This is a genomic window from bacterium (assembly GCA_024742285.1).
Taxonomy (GTDB): domain Bacteria; phylum Myxococcota_A; class UBA9160; order UBA9160; family UBA4427; genus UBA4427.
Genome location: JANSYR010000001.1, coordinates 37,289 through 51,784, shown reverse-complemented (window position 1 = coordinate 51,784; position 14,496 = coordinate 37,289). Strand labels below are relative to the sequence as shown.

The 14,496-nt window shown below is 69.1% G+C and carries 13 protein-coding genes; 9 read left to right on the top strand and 4 right to left on the bottom strand.

The features are described 5' to 3' along the window. Window positions 1-2 precede the first annotated feature (2 nt). Genes NXI30_00235 through NXI30_00225 form a run of 3 tightly spaced genes read left to right on the top strand, consistent with a single transcriptional unit; the run spans window position 3 to window position 3,300 of the window. Entirely contained in the window at window positions 3-1,028 is a 1,026-nt protein-coding gene (locus tag NXI30_00235) for an alpha-hydroxy-acid oxidizing protein (GenBank protein MCR9092618.1), read from the top strand. After that, window positions 1,025-2,077, top strand: a complete 1,053-nt coding sequence (locus NXI30_00230) for a D-2-hydroxyacid dehydrogenase (protein MCR9092617.1) — start codon at window positions 1,025-1,027, stop codon at window positions 2,075-2,077. The genes NXI30_00235 and NXI30_00230 overlap by 4 nt, the downstream gene beginning before the upstream one ends. Then, window positions 2,074-3,300, top strand: a complete 1,227-nt coding sequence (locus tag NXI30_00225; GenBank protein ID MCR9092616.1) for an MFS transporter — start codon at window positions 2,074-2,076, stop codon at window positions 3,298-3,300. The genes NXI30_00230 and NXI30_00225 overlap by 4 nt, the downstream gene beginning before the upstream one ends. Here the strand turns inward: NXI30_00225 and NXI30_00220 are convergent. Continuing rightward, complete coding sequence (locus tag NXI30_00220; GenBank protein ID MCR9092615.1) at window positions 3,297-4,466, bottom strand: cytochrome P450; 1,170 nt, start codon at window positions 4,464-4,466, stop codon at window positions 3,297-3,299. The genes NXI30_00225 and NXI30_00220 overlap by 4 nt on opposite strands. 130 nt (window positions 4,467-4,596) lie before the next feature. Between NXI30_00220 and NXI30_00215 the strand changes: the two genes are divergently transcribed. Then, the gene (locus tag NXI30_00215; GenBank protein MCR9092614.1) at window positions 4,597-5,430 is read left to right on the top strand and encodes an SDR family oxidoreductase; all 834 of its coding nucleotides are present in this window, start codon (window positions 4,597-4,599) and stop codon (window positions 5,428-5,430) included. Window positions 5,431-5,519: 89 nt separating this feature from the next. Further along, window positions 5,520-6,410, top strand: coding sequence for an LLM class flavin-dependent oxidoreductase (locus tag NXI30_00210; GenBank protein MCR9092613.1), 891 nt, complete (start codon window positions 5,520-5,522; stop codon window positions 6,408-6,410). Between the two features lie 7 nt (window positions 6,411-6,417). Here the strand turns inward: NXI30_00210 and NXI30_00205 are convergent, their stop codons facing one another. Next, on the bottom strand, window positions 6,418-6,780 hold the full coding sequence (locus NXI30_00205; protein MCR9092612.1) for a hypothetical protein: 363 nt from the start codon (window positions 6,778-6,780) through the stop codon (window positions 6,418-6,420). A gap of 1 nt (window position 6,781) precedes the next feature. Then, a complete protein-coding gene (locus tag NXI30_00200) occupies window positions 6,782-8,005 on the bottom strand; it encodes a cytochrome P450 (GenBank protein ID MCR9092611.1) in 1,224 nt (407 codons plus the stop codon). Between the two features lie 148 nt (window positions 8,006-8,153). On the opposite strand from NXI30_00200, the gene NXI30_00195 reads away from it, so the two are divergent. The 3 genes from NXI30_00195 to NXI30_00185 all read left to right on the top strand — a co-directional run bounded on the left by NXI30_00195 (window position 8,154) and on the right by NXI30_00185 (window position 12,578). Then, window positions 8,154-9,356: a cytochrome P450 gene (locus NXI30_00195; protein ID MCR9092610.1), complete on the top strand. Its 1,203-nt coding sequence runs from the start codon at window positions 8,154-8,156 to the stop codon at window positions 9,354-9,356. Window positions 9,357-9,621: 265 nt separating this feature from the next. After that, a complete protein-coding gene (locus NXI30_00190) occupies window positions 9,622-11,559 on the top strand; it encodes a DUF3604 domain-containing protein (protein MCR9092609.1) in 1,938 nt (645 codons plus the stop codon). Window positions 11,560-11,582: 23 nt separating this feature from the next. Then, window positions 11,583-12,578 (top strand): D-2-hydroxyacid dehydrogenase, encoded by a 996-nt coding sequence (locus NXI30_00185; protein MCR9092608.1) that lies wholly within the window; start codon window positions 11,583-11,585, stop codon window positions 12,576-12,578. 38 nt (window positions 12,579-12,616) lie between these two features. On the opposite strand, the gene NXI30_00180 is transcribed toward NXI30_00185, so the two are convergent. Further along, window positions 12,617-13,447, bottom strand: coding sequence for a TauD/TfdA family dioxygenase (locus tag NXI30_00180; GenBank protein MCR9092607.1), 831 nt, complete (start codon window positions 13,445-13,447; stop codon window positions 12,617-12,619). Window positions 13,448-13,556: 109 nt separating this feature from the next. Here NXI30_00180 and NXI30_00175 point away from each other — a divergent pair, with 109 nt between their 5' ends. Beyond that, window positions 13,557-14,441, top strand: a complete 885-nt coding sequence (locus NXI30_00175) for a phytanoyl-CoA dioxygenase family protein (GenBank protein ID MCR9092606.1) — start codon at window positions 13,557-13,559, stop codon at window positions 14,439-14,441. Window positions 14,442-14,496 lie beyond the last annotated feature (55 nt).

Sequence of the window (14,496 nt, the reverse complement as noted above, 5' to 3'; positions counted from 1 at the left end):
GGATGGACCTCGCGGATCTGGAAGCCGAGGCGAAGGCGGCGATCGAGTCGACCTTCTACGACTACATCGCCGGCGGCGCCGAGGACGAGCTCACCCTCGACGACAACGAAGCGGCCTGGGCCCGGATCCGGCTGCGACCGAAGGTGCTGCGCGACGTCCGGACGATCGACACGTCGACGACGGTTCTCGGGGCGAAGGTCGCGAGTCCGGTCGGCGTCGCGCCGATGGCCATGCAGCACAAGGCGAACGAAGCCGGACCGGTCGCGACTGCGCGGGGTTGTGCGGCGACGGATACGCTCTTCTGCATGGGGCTCTTCGGGGCGGGCTCCGCGAAGGAGGTCGCGGCGGTTCCCGGCGACGCGCCGAAGTGGCTGCAAGTCTACGTGATGGCGGATCGGGAGCGGAGCGTCGACGCGATCGCCCGGAGCGCCGAGCAGGGCTACCAGGCGGTGGTGATCACCGTGGACGTGGCGCGCCAGGGCAACCGACGTCGCGACGCCCGAAACCGCTGGACCTTCCACCAGGCGGACGGGCAGGTCGAGGACCCGAACGAGCTCTTCGATCACGCGCTCACCTTCGACGACATCGCCTGGTTCGTCGAACGGTCGCCGATTCCGCTCGTCGTGAAGGGCGTGATGCGCGGGGACGATGCGCGGGCCTGCGTCGACGCGGGGGCGACGGGGATCGTCGTGTCGAATCACGGAGGTCGCCAGCTCGACGGCGCGCTCGCGACGGCGGACGCCTTGGCCGACGTCGTCGAAGGGGTCGACGGGCGTGGAGAGGTCTACGTCGACGGCGGGATCCGGCGCGGACAGCACGCGGTGAAGGCGCTCGCGCTCGGCGCCCGGGCGGTCTTCGTCGGGCGTCCGGTCATGTGGGGACTGATCGTCGCCGGACAGCCCGGCGTCGAAGGCGTGATGCGCGGCTTCCAGGACGAGGTCGAACGCGCGATGGCGCTCTGCGGCGTCCGGTCGGTGGACGAGATCGACGGGAGTCTCCTCGCGCGTCCAGGCGTCGGCGGCGCATGAGCGGAGACGCCCTCGTCGCCTGCATCCATCATCCGGTGGACCCGGATCTCGATCTCGTACGCGAGGTCGCCGGCGCGACGGCGCGCCCCCTCGACGTGCGCGCGCTGCCCCTTCGCGAGAGCGTGAAGCTTCGCATGGCGCGCTCCTCGCCGCCGGTCGCCGAGGCGCTCCTCGCGACGGCGCCAACGCCCTCGGCCGAGGTGCTCGAAGCGTGGTCCGAGGCGGAGGTGGTCTGCTCCCTCGACCTGCCTACGTCGTGGATCGAGGCGATGCCGAGGCTGCGACTCGTCCAGGCCTACAGTGCCGGTCTCGAGCAGTTCCCGCTCGCGGCCCTCGCGGCGCGCGGAATCCGACTCGCGAACGCCGCCGGCGCCGGCGCGCCGGCGATCGCCGAGTTCGTGTTCGGTCGCCTCGTCGAGGTCTTCCGGAACCTGCGGGAGATCGAGGCGATGCAGCGCGAGCGCGCGTTCCACCGCCCCGGCGGCCGTACCCTCGCCGGCAAGACGCTCGGGATCGTGGGCCTCGGCGCCATCGGCGCGGCGATCGCTACGCTCGCGCGGGCCTTCGACATGAAGACGATCGCGACGCGGCGGTCCGCCCGGCCGGGCGATACGTCGGACCTCGTCGATGCGCTCCACGGGCCCGACGGCCTCATGGATCTGCTCGCCGCCTCGGACGTGGTCGTGCTCTGCGCGCCGGCGACGGCGGAGACCACGGATCTCCTCGACGCGGCGGCCTTCGCCGCGATGAAGGAGGGCGCCGTCCTCTGCAACGTCGCGCGAGGAGCGCTCGTCGACGAAGGAGCCCTCGCCGCGGGTCTCGAATCCGGGCGACTCGGCGCGGCGATCCTCGACGTCACGCGCACGGAGCCGCTCCCGAAGGACGACCCGCTCTGGGACGCGCCGAACCTCTACCTCTCCCCCCACTCGTCGATCCCGCCCGACGCCTACGACCCGCGCCTGCTCGCGCTCTTCGCCCGGAATCTGCGCGCGTACGCGGCCGGGGAAGCGCTCGAGAACGAGGTCGACCTCGGATCATCCGCTTCGTGACGACGCGTGCCGCGCGCCTCGTGACGATGCGTGCCGCGCTCGTCGTCTTCGGGTGCATGCTCTGTCAGATGGGGGCGGGGTTCTTCTACGCGAGCCGCGCGTTGTCGGGCGACGTGGTGGAGGATCTCGGCTGGACGCGGACGATGTGGGCGAGCGGGATGTCGCCGATGCTGGTCGTATCGTCGGTCAGCCAGGCATTCGTCGGCGCCGCCTGCGCGCGCTTCGGGGTCCGCCCGGTCGTCGTCGCCTCGCTCCTCTGCCTCGCGGTGAGCGTCGTGACCTTCTCGACGATGCAGAACCTGATCCAGTTCTACGCGGCCATGATGATCCTGGCGCTCGCGAACGCCGGGATCGGCGACGTCTCGATCGGCAGCGTCATCACGAAGTGGTTCTCGAAGCGGCGGAGCCTCGCGTTGGGCTTCGCGATGGCCGGATCCAACGTCGGCTCGATCGTCTTCCTCGGCGCTCTCGGGCTCACCATCGACGATGCGGGTTGGCGCGAGACCGCGCTCACGGTCGGACTCGGAGGCGTGGCCGTGATCCTGCCGGCCGCCGTCGCCTTCGTGCGGGATCCGCGTCCCGGAGAAGGAGAGGCGCCCCAGGACGAAGCGACCTCCGAATCCGGGCAGGCCCTCCCGAGCCTCGGCTACGGCGAGATCCTCCGACGGCCCGCCTTCTGGATCCTCTTCTATTCGCTCTTCTGCTACTCGCTGGTCCAGCTCGGGCTCTACGACCAGTTCGTCCTCTATCTGACCGATCTCGGCTACGAGAAGCAGGAGGCGTATGGCGCCCTCGGTCTCGCCGTCGGAGCGGGGATCGCCGCGAAGCTCGGCGCCGGCGCGGTCGGTCAGCTCGTCCCGGCTCGCGTCGCCTTCCTCGTGAATACCGGGCTGCTCGCGATGAGTCTGATCCTCGTTCCCTTCGCGGTCAGCCCGCTCGTCCTCACGGCCTTCAGCATCTGCTTCGGCCTCTCGACCTCATCGCGGGACGTGTTCCTGCCGCTGGCGGTCGCGGACGCCTTCGGCACCCGGAGCTTCGCCCGGGTCTACGGGCTGATGATGCTCGCGTTCGTGCCGGGCGGCGCCCTCGGTCCCGTCGTCCTCGCGGAGGCGCACCGTCTCTTCGGGGACTATCGACCGGGCTTCGCGGGCTGCATCGCGCTCGTCGTCCTCGCCTCACTCGCGCTCGGCTGGCTCGCGCGCCACGCGCCGCGGCGAGGCTAGCCGCCCGGTCGAAGAACCGTCGGTAGCCGGGAGAAGCCGCGGTTGGTGTCCGAAGGCAGGCGGTCCAGACCTGCGAGGTCGAGGCGGTAGTCCGGAGCCCGCTCGAGCAGGGTCTCGATCCCGATCCGGAGCTCGAGTCGCGCGAGGCTCGCGCCCAGGCAGAAATGGATGCCGAATCCGAAGGCGAGGTGGTTGTTCGGGGTTCGCGTGATGTCGAAGCGATCCGGGTCCGCGAAGACGCGAGGATCACGGTTCGCCGACGCATAGAGAAGGTGGACGCGCGCACCCTTCGGAATGACCCGGTCCCGGATCTCGACGTCCCGGGTCGTGACCCGCGAGAGGCCCTGGACCGGCGAGTCGTAGCGAAGGACCTCTTCCACGGCGGCGGGGATGAGCGAGGGATCTTCGACCAGGCGTTTCCGCGCGTCGCGGTGGCGCTCGAAGAGGAGCATCGCGTTGCCGAGCGCGGAGGTCGTCGTCTCGGTGCCCGCGACGAGCAGGAGGAAGCAGAGGCCGAGGAGCTCGTCGTCGGCGAGCGCTCGACCCTCCTCGGAAGCGGTCAGGAGGAGGCTGATCAGGTCGTCCCGGGGCTCGCGCTTGCGGTCCTCGAAGACGGTCCGGAGGTAGTCGGTCAGCTCCCGCTGCGCCGCGAAGAGCGTTTCGGGATCGGCGCCGCTCGAGTACACGATCGCGTCGCCACACCGCTTGAACATCGGCCGCTCCGTCGCGTCCACGCCGAGGAGCTCCGCCATCACGTAGATCGGCAGCGGGTCCGTGTACCCGTCGAAGGCGTCGACCGCGCCACCCGGCGCCGCCTCTGCCTCGAGGCGATCGAAGAGTTCCGTCGCGAATCCGCGCACGCGGTCGGCCATCGCGTCCATGCGCCGCGGCGTGAACGCGCGCATCACGGCCTTGCGCATGTTCGTATGCTCCGGCGGGTCGAGGGCGATCAGCGTCGGTTGCTCGGGCTTGAATCCCGACGGGACGACGCCTGCACCGGACGAGAAGGCCTCCGGCGCCTTGATCGCGCCGAGGATGTCTTCGTGACGGGAGAGGATCCAGAGGTCCCGGTCCTGCACGTGGTGCACCGGATGCTCCTCGCGCAGCAGGCGGTAGACCGGATGCGGATCGTCGCTCACGGCGTGCGGAATCGGGTCGAGCTCCATCATCCCTCCTTCCCGTCGCGGCCTCGGGGCATCTCCAATCTACCTGCCGGGCCGGCGCGAAGCTACGCGCCGTCCCGAGGCGCGTGCCGGGGACGTGATAGGATCGCCCGCCGACGAGGAGAACCCCGGAATGGCAGGAATGGACGCCTTCGAAGGCAGGAACGTGCTGATCACGGGCGCGGCGGACGGGATCGGTGCGGCGCTGGCGGCGGCGCTCGAGGCCGCCGGCGCGAGCGTCTTCCTCGCGGACATCAACGCGGAGAAGCTCGCCGCGACGGCAGAGCGCCTCGGTTGTCCGAGCGCGGTCTGCGACGTGACCGACGAGGCGGCGGTCGAAGCCGTCGTCGAGCAGGCGTGGGAGGCGCTGGGCTCCGTCGATCTGCTCTGCGCGAACGCCGGGGTGATCGTGCCGGGATCGATTCTCGACCTACCGCGGAGCGAGTTCGACTTCTGCTTCGGCGTGAACGTCCACGGCGTGCTCAACGCCGTTCGCCCGCAGGTGCGCAAGCTTCGCGAGAGCGGGCGAACCGGGACGTTCCTGCTGACCGGTTCGGAGCACAGCCTCTCGATGCCGTCGTACCTGCGCCCGGTCCCGATGCACGTCTACACGATGACGAAGCACTCGGTTCTCGCGATCGGGGAAGCGCTTCGCGCGGAGCTCGGTCCGGAAGGGCACGGCGTTTCCGTGCTGTGCCCGGGGCCGGTGCAGAGCGGTCTGGCGGAGAACTCGACCGCCGCGCGGCCGGAGTCGCTCGGCGATCCTGCGGCGATCGACTTCTCGAAGGTGGATCCGGACGCGGTCCAGGAGCTGATGGCGGCCTACATCTCGTCGGACGCAGCCGCCGCGACGGCGCTCCGCGGTCTGCGTGCCGGAGCCTTCGTGATCCCGACCCACGCCTTCCAGAAGGACGACGTCGAGGCCCGCTATCGGGAAACGATCGCCGGATTCGATCTGGTCGAGTAGAGGCACGACGGCGGAGATCGTCGTGTTAGAGTCCGACGCGCGAGAGAGCGGGTGATCGCGCCCGCCTCCAGGCTCCGGAGGACTTCCCCATGGCCATGAAGATCGGCCTCTGCTTCCCCTACACACAGGAATCGCTCGATCGCGAGACGACGCTCGCGTGGTTCAAGCGCGTCGACGAGGGCCCGTTCTCCACGCTCTCCTGCGGCGAACGGATGATCGGGACGAGCGTCGACATGATGGCGCTGATGGGCGCCGCCGCGGCGATGACCTCTCGCGTGCGGATCGTGCCGACGCTCTACGTCCTCCCCATGCACCCGGCGGTGAAGGTCGCGAAGCATGCGGCGACCCTGGACATGATCGCGGGTGGACGCGTGTCGATCACCGTCGGCGTGGGCGGTCGCGTCTGGGACTATCAGTGCATGGAGAAGGAGCCGGTCGGCCGATACGCCCGGATGGACGAGCAGGTCGAGCAGATCCGTCGCGTCTGGGCCGGGGAGATTCCGGTCGAAGGCGGCGAGCCGATCGGCCCGGCCCTGGTGAAGCCCGGGGGTCCGCCGATCCTCGCCGGCGTGATGGGGCCGAAGTCGACCGCGCGCGCCGCGAAGTGGGCCGACGGCGTCTACTCATGGTCCGGGAACGGCGTCCCCGAAGAGATGAAGACCCAGCAGGAGCGCGTCCTCGAGGAGTGGGAGAAGGCCGGTCGCGAAGAGGCGCCGGAGCGCGTGGCCGGGTTCTGGTGTTCGAGCGCCCCGAATGCCGACGAGAAGCTCAAGAACTACGTCTTCAAGTATCTCAAGGTCCTGGGCGAGCAGCCGGCAAAGACCCTCGCAGGCATGTGCGATCGGTCGACCCCCGACGCGATCATGGCCAGCCTCGACGCCTACGAAGCGCTGGGCATCGAAGAGTGCTGGCTCAATACGGCGACCGCGGAGATGTCCGAGATCGACGGGATCGAGGAGATCATCGCGAAGCGCGGCTAGTCCGCGCTCAGTCCGGCGCCGTGACCCTGTCGGCGGGCTCGCCGGCGCCGCGCGCGTCGAGCCGCGCCTGCGCCTGGTAGGCGTAGGGCGTGTCGGAATGCTGTTCCGCGATGTACCGCATCAGACCGTAGCCTTCGGTCTCGCGATTCATCCGAATCAGGCAGTCCGCCTTGAGATAGGAGGCCTCGGCGAGGAGCGCCGGGCGGTCCTCGAAGAAGGGCTGGTACTCGTCGGTCTCGCGGATGACCCGTGCGCAGTCGCCGGCGTCGTAGGCTTCGGCGATCCCGGTCACCGCGCCCATCGCGGCCAGGCCGATGCACGAGACCAGACTCGGCAGCAGCAAGAGCAGAAAGAGACCGTACACCCTCATCTCAGGCGTCGCTCCGCTTTCCGGGTGTGAACTTCACCGGGAACTCTTCGATCCCGGTGATGAAGTTGTTCGGTCGACGCTTGAGCGGCTCTTCGCTCGCAAAGTGGATGTCGGGCATCCGGGTGAGCACTTCCTCGAAGAGGATCTTCAGCTCGAGACGCGCGAGGCTCGCACCCAGGCAGTGGTGGACGCCGTAGCCCCCGAACGCGACGTGGCGGTTCGGCCATCGCTCGACGTCGAAGGTGTCCGGGTTCTCGAACGCCCGATCGTCGCGGTTGCCCGACGGATAGAGGAGGAGCACCCGGTCGCCTTCCGAGAGCTTCTCGCCGTGGAGCTCGGTGTCCCGGGTGAGGGTCCGGTTCATGTTCGCGATTGGTGAGACCCAGCGGAGCATCTCTTCGACGCCCACCTCGATCTTCGAGGGGTCGTCCATGAGCTTCTGCTTCTGGTCGGGGTTTCGCATCAGCTGCTCGAGGCCGCCGGTCATGACGTGCCTCGTCGTCTCGTCGCCGCCGATCAGGATCAGCAGGCTCTCCTGCAGGATCTCCTCGTCGTTGAGCCCTTCGCCGTCGACCCTCCCCGAGACGAGGAGGCTGACGAGGTCGTCGCGCGGGTTGACCTTGCGGTCGGCGATCACCTTCGCCTGGTACTCGAAGTAGCCCTGCGTGTAGCTCCGCTGCTTCTCCCGTCGCTCCTCGTCGTCCATCACGTCGGCGATCTCGCCGCCGCCGAGCATCCAGTCGCTCCACTCGAGGAGCTGCTCGCGGTCCTCGGGCTCGACGCCGAGCATGTCTCCGATCGCGACCATCGGGATCCAGCGCGCGATGTCCCGGACGAAGTCGCACTCGCCCTGCTCGATCACGTCGTCGATCAGCGAGATCGTCAGCGCGCGGAGCTTCGCCTCCTGGTCCTGCACCCGGCGCGGCGTGAAGCCGCGGTTCACGATCGAGCGGCGGCGCTTGTGGAGCGGCTCGTCGAGATTGATCATCGACGGGATCCAGCTGTCGCGTTCCGGCCGCGAGCTCTTGCCCGAACAGAAGGTGTCGGGGTCCTTCGCGATCGCCATGATGTCTTCGTAGCGACTGATGCCCCAGAGTCCGCCGTCCGCCGTCGGGTCCCAGTAGACCGGCGCGTTGTCCCGCATCCACTCGAAGCCGTTCCAGGGGTCGAGATAGAAGAAGCGGTCGAGCAGACCGATGTCGTCGCGGTTTTCGTGATTCGGCATGAGGTTCCTCTTGGCGCTTTCGGGACCGTTCGATCATATCCGAACGACGGCGGACGGGAATGGCCCTTTCGGAGCGGTGCGAGGGCGCTTGACCCGGCCTTCGAAGATTCCGAAGCTCGGGGGATCGACCCGCATGGGAGGAGAAGGCATGGGCTCCGAACCGGCGACGATTCCCATCGACGATCCGGCGTACTGGCAGGACGGCCACCGCTTCCTGCGCGAAGCGCGCGAGCGGCATCCGGTGGCGATCGCCTCGACCGGAGAGCCCATCGTGCTTCGCTACGCGGACGTGGAGCGCCACGCCAGCGATCACCGCAACCTGAGCAACGCCCTCGCGTTCGTCGAGTCCCAGGTCGAGGACGGCCCGCTCGTCGAGTGGTGGCGGCGGATGCTCACGAACCTGAACGGGCCGCCCCATCGTCGTCTGCGCAGCCTCGTGAATCGGGCCTTCACGCCGCGATCCGCCGACGCGAAGCGTGCACGGATCCGCAGGTTGACCGACGAGCTGCTCGCGCCGCACCGGGAATCCGGGCGCCTCGACGTGATCGGCGACTTCTCCCACGATCTGCCGATCCGGCTGATCTGCGAGACCCTCGGCGTCCCCGACGAACACCAGGCCGCGTTCTCGGTCTGGTCGACGGACCTGGGCAGCGCGCTCTCGAGCGTGCTCACCCCCGATCTCCGCGCGCGGGGAGAGGCTGCGGCGACGGAGCTGTCCCAGGCGGTGCTCGACCTGATTCGTCTGCGGCGGCGAAGGCCGACCGACGACCTGCTCTCGGACCTGATTCGTGCCGCGGGCGAGCTGGACGAAGGATTCGGGGACGACGACCTCGTGGTGCTCGTGATCAACCTGATCTTCGGAGGCCACGACAGCTCGCGGAGCATGCTCGCGGTCGCGGTCGCGCTCCTCGTCCGCCACGACGCCGAGCTCGCCCGGCTTCGCGCGGACCCCAGGCTCGCCGCTTCGGCGGGGGACGAGCTCCTTCGCTTCGAGCCGATCGTCCCGGTGCTCGCGCGGGAGGCGACGGAACCCTTCTCGATCGAGGGCGTCGAGATCGAGGCGGAGCAGCCCTTCCTCCTCTCGATCCTCTCCGCGAACCGGGATCCGGCCGTCTTCTCCGAGCCGGACCGCCTCGACGTCGGTCGACGGGGCGCCCACTCCTTCAGCTTCGGCTGGGGGGCGCATCGCTGTCTGGGCGCCGCCTTCGCGCTGGCCGAAATCCAGGAGGTCCTGCCGGTGTTCTTCGAGCGCCTCCAGGAGATCGAGCTCGTGGAGACGCCGCCGCGCTGGGTGCCCTTCTCGAACCTTCGTCGTCTCGAGTCGCTCGAGATCCGCTTCGCCCCGCATTAGTCGGGCGCGCCGCCGTCCCCGGGGCGTCCGACCCGCGTCGATGCGCTCGAGTGGGTGACCTCGCGTTTCGGGCTATGCGGGGCGCTGCCCGGCGTTCGTGCCCGTCCTATCGTGTCGATCGCGCGCCGAGCCGGCGCGCGATCCGCGAAAGGGTCGACCCGTGCAAACCACCCCGTGTCTTCGAACCCGACCGGCCGCCACGCTGAGGACGGGCCTCCTGAGTCTCCTCCTCCCTCTTGCCTTCGGGTGTTCGGAAGGCGGGGAGATGTGGGCCGAGGATTCCGACAATCCCGACGCACAGGCGCTCCGCTTCGACGTCCAGAACGTATTCGAGCCGGACTACACGACCCTCGAGCGCGGGGTGGCGCCGCCCGACCCGAACCGGAACGTCTACTTCGGCGATCTGCACGTCCACACCACCTATTCCTTCGACGCGTTCGCCTTCGGCACGGTCGCGACGCCCGCGGATGCCTACCGCTATGCGAGGGGGGAGCGGATTCGACACCCCGGCGGCTTCGACGTCCAGCTCCGTCAGCCCCTCGACTTCTACGCGGTGACGGACCACGCGATGTTCATGGGGGCCGCCCGGGCGGGAGCGGATACGTCGACGGCGCTCTCGAAGTACGACTTCGCGGAGGTGCTCCACGACCTGAACGCACCGGACAACGTCGACCTCCCGAGCATTCCCCAGCGGATCCGCGCCTTTTCGGGCCTCCTTCCGAAGATGGCGGCCGCCGTCGCGGATGGGAGCCTCGATCGCGAGCTCGTCCTGGAGATCACCCGCTCGGCCTGGGCGGATACGATCGAGGCCGCCGACCGGTTCTACTCGCCGGGCCGATTCACGACCTTCGCCGCGTACGAGTACACCTCGTCGACGGACGACCGCGGCAACCTCCACCGCAACGTCATCTTTCGCGATACGGACACGCTCCCGGCCGTGCCCTTCTCGCGGTTCCATTCCCAGAATCCGGAAGGGCTCTGGGACTGGATGGACGGACTTCGCGATCGCGGAATCGAGAGCCTGGCGATTCCACACAACTCGAACGGCTCGAACGGGCAGATGTTCAAGCTCGTCGACTGGGCGGGGAATCCGATGGACGAGGCCTACGGAGAGCAGCGCCTGCGCAACGAGCCCCTGGTCGAGATCACCCAGGTGAAGGGGACGTCCGAGACCCACCCGACCCTCTCCGATACGGACGAGTGGGCCGGCTTCGAGATCACGCCCTATCGAGTAGCGACGATGCTTCCCTCGGCGCCTCCCGGGAGCTACGTACGCGACGCGCTTCGACGAGGTCTCCAGCTCGAAGCGGGCGGTGCGGTCAATCCCTACGAGTTCGGGATCGTCGGGGCGAGCGATACGCACACGGCCGCGATCTCCGACGACGAGTCCGACTATTTCGCGAAGATCGGGCTGCTCGATTCGAACGCGCAGCTGCGGGGATCGGTCCCGCTCTCGTTCTTCGAGGCGACGGTCGCGAAGATGGTCGCGAGTGATCTCGTGACCGGGGTCGAGGGGCGCTCGTATCAGCACAGCGCTTCCATCACGTACGGCGCGTCCGGCCTGGCCGCCGTGTGGGCCGAGGAGAACACCCGCGAATCGATCTACGACGCCTTCCGGCGCAAGGAGACCTTCGCGACGTCGGGACCGCGGATCCCGGTCCGCTTCTTCGCAGGCGACGGGATCGAGCCGGCGATGGCCGGTGCGAAGGACCTGGCGGCGCGCGGCTACGCCGGCGGCGTGCCGATGGGGGCGGATCTGGAAGTCGGGCCGACGAGCGCCCCGCGCTTTCTGTTCTGGGCGGCGCGCGACCCGCTCTCTGCCCCGCTCCAGCGGCTCCAGATCATCAAGGGGTGGGAGCAGGACGGCGAGACCTTCGAGGTCGTGAACGACGTCGCCTGCTCGGACGGCCTCGAGCCGGACCCGGCGACCCGGCGTTGTCCGGACAACGGCGCGAAGGTCGATCTCTCGGACTGCTCGATCACGACGGACGTGGGCGACGGCGAGCTTTCCGCGGTCTGGACCGACCCGGACTTCGATCCGAGCCAGCGTGCCTTCTACTATGTCCGCGTGCTCGAGAACCCGACCTGTCGCTGGTCGACCTGGGACGCGGTCCGCGCCGGGGTGGAGCCGCGCCCCGACTACCCGAAGACGATTCAAGAACGGGCCTGGTCGTCGCCGATCCAGGTGAAGCCCGCGACCTGACACGCGGGAGCGAGGACTCTCCATTGAAGATCGTCGTCACCGGCGACCGCGCCGAGATCCTGCGCGCGGGCGTGGCCCGGACCCTCGAAGGGACCGGGGTCGCGCCCGACGTCGTGGTCCTGCATGAAGACGGTCGCTTCGAGGGCGATCCCGCGGGCTGCGAGGTCGTGCTCTTCTGCGTGAGCGCGGCGCGTCACAAGGGAGCCATGCGCTCGCTGATGCCGCTCTTCGGCGAGCCGGCGCTCCGTTGGATGCAGGGACCGGGGGCCGGGATCGACAATCCGATCTGGGAGACGCTGCTCGCGCGCGGCGTGCGTCTCACGAACGCGTCGGGCATCCACGGCGACCCGATCGCCCAGTACATCTTCGCCTACGTGCTTCACTGGGAGCGCAACGTCGCCCAGCACCAGAGACAGCAGGCGGAGCGTCGCTGGGAGACGATCTACAGCGGGGATCTCTCCGCGAAGACGATCGGGATCGTCGGTTACGGCGGAATCGGTCGCTCGACGGCCCGGATCGCCAAGGCCTTCGGCATGCGCACGATCGGCTGCCGTCGCTCGCCCTGCGAGGACGAGCACCTCGATCGCTTCGTGAACCTGGACGGACTCCCGGACCTGCTGGCCGAGAGCGACTACGTCGTGCTCTGCATGCCCTACAACGACGAGACGCGCGGGATGATCGGGGCGGCGGAGCTCGCCGCGATGCGTCCGGAGGCGGTCCTGATCAACGTCGCGCGCGGCGGCGTCGTCGACGAGCCCGCATTGATCGACGTGCTGCGCGCCGGATCGATCCGGGGCGCGACCCTCGACGTCGTGTCCGAGGAGCCGCTGCCGGAGGATTCGCCGCTCTGGAGCCTCGAGAACTGCGTCCTCACTCCGCACGATGCGGGCTACTCGCCCCTCGGCTCGGAGCGGCTCGGAGAGCTCTTTCTCGAGAACCTCGGGCGTTTCGCGCGGGGCGAGGCGCTGCGCAACGAGATCCTCTCGACCGGGATCGAACGGACGCCGGAGCGGTCGTAGCCGCTTCGAGCGCGAGGCCCCGCCGTCGGCGCCGTGCTTCAGGCGCTCGGCTGCCAGGTGCCGGCGGTCTGGACCCGATGCATGATCCGGCGCTCGTGATAGTCGGCGACCGCGAAATGCTGGGTGGCGAGGTTGTCCCAGAGGACGACGGAGCCGGGGCGCCACGTGAAGCGGACGTGGAACTCCGGCGAGCGCACCCATTCGAAGAGGAAGCGGAGGAGCATCTCGCTCTCGCGTTCGCTCACGCCTTCGATTCGCGTCGTGAAGTTCGAGTTCACGAAGAGGAGCTTGCGGCCCGTGCGCGGATGCCGGCAGACCACCGGATGCGAGCAGGGCGGCCAGGCGGCCTGGATTTCGTCGAGGCCGCCCACGCTGTGACCGGTCTCGATCGCGCGGACGAGGGGGCCGGTCACGTCGTGGATCGCGGTCATCTCCTCGAGTGCGCGCTGGATCGGTCCGGAGAGCGCCTCGTACGCCGCGGCCATCGAGGCCCAGGTGGTGTCGCCGCCGAGGCTCGGGAGCTTCACGGCGCGGAGCGCCAGCAGGGCGGGCGGCTTCGGCATGAACGTCGAATCCATGTGCCACCGGTTCGCGCCGTCGCGCCTGGGCTCGGTCTGGTCGAGCAGACCCACGTCCGCGGGATCGTCGAGATGCCGACCGAAGGGGTGACGTTCGATCGGGCCGAAGCGTTCGGTGAAGGCGAGCTGCTCGGCGGGGGTGACGTCCTGCTCCCCGAGAAAGAGCACCATGTGGTCGTCGAGGGCCGTCTGGATCGTGGCGAGCGTCTCGTCGTCGACCGGCTTGCCGAGGTCGAGCCCAGCGACGTCTGCGCCGATGGCGCTGGTTCTGGGCGTGACCTCGATCTCCATGACGTCTCTCCCTCGCAGGCCGAAGCGGTCCCCCTCGATGGTGCCGACCGTCGGCTGGACGCGCTACCCGTGTCGGCCGCAGGGCGTTCGGGCGAGGGGCCCGTCCCGCGTGGGCCGATTCATCGGCCGTCGAGGTGTCGTGATGCTCTCCGCCGGTGCGAACGCGTTCTCCGTCGAGCCTCTACCCGACCAGGAGGTCTCGCGGATCGCGGCCGAGATCGACGAGCGGGGCTTCGCCGTTCGCGAGGGGCTGATCCCGGATTCGCTCCGCGAGGCGTTGATCGAGCGCATCGACGCGCTGATGGACGAACTCGCCATCCCGTTCGGAGGGAATCGATTCCTCGGGACCCACACGCGCCGGATCTTCAATCTGCTCGCCCGGGACCCGCTCTTCGCAGGCACGCCGATCTGTCCAGCGACGCTCCCGGTGGTGGACGCGCTGCTGGACGACGAGTGCCTTCTGTCGTCGCTCACGGCGATCGAGATGAACCCCGGCCAGGCGAGCCAGCCGCTCCACAGCGACGACGGCTCCTACGGCTTCCCGCGTCCCGCGCCGACGAGCATCGTGGTCGCGATGTGGGCGCTCACCGATTTCTCCCGGGAGAATGGCGGGACGCACGTCGTTCCGGGCTCGCATCGTGCCGACCACACGCCGCGCCGGGGGGAGCACCCCGAGACCGAGCAGGTCGAGATGTCCGCCGGAAGCGTCCTCTTCTACGACGGCAGCCTGTGGCACGGTGGCGGCGAGAACCGATCCGACGAACGACGAATGGGGATCGTCAACAACTACTGCGCCGGCTATCTCCGCCAGGAAGAGAGTCAGCTCCTCGCCCTGCCGCGTGATCGCGTCGCGGCCTTCCCGCCGCGGCTGCGCAAGCTGGTCGGCTACGGCACGTATCGTGGTCTGATCGGCCACGTGGATCAGAGGAGCCCCGAGACCCTGGTCGACCCCGACGCCCAGAGCGACATGGTCTGGGGGAAGATCGGCCGCTAGCGATTCCCGATCGCGTGCGCCCTAGAGATCGGGACCGCGGGTCGCGAACGAGCGA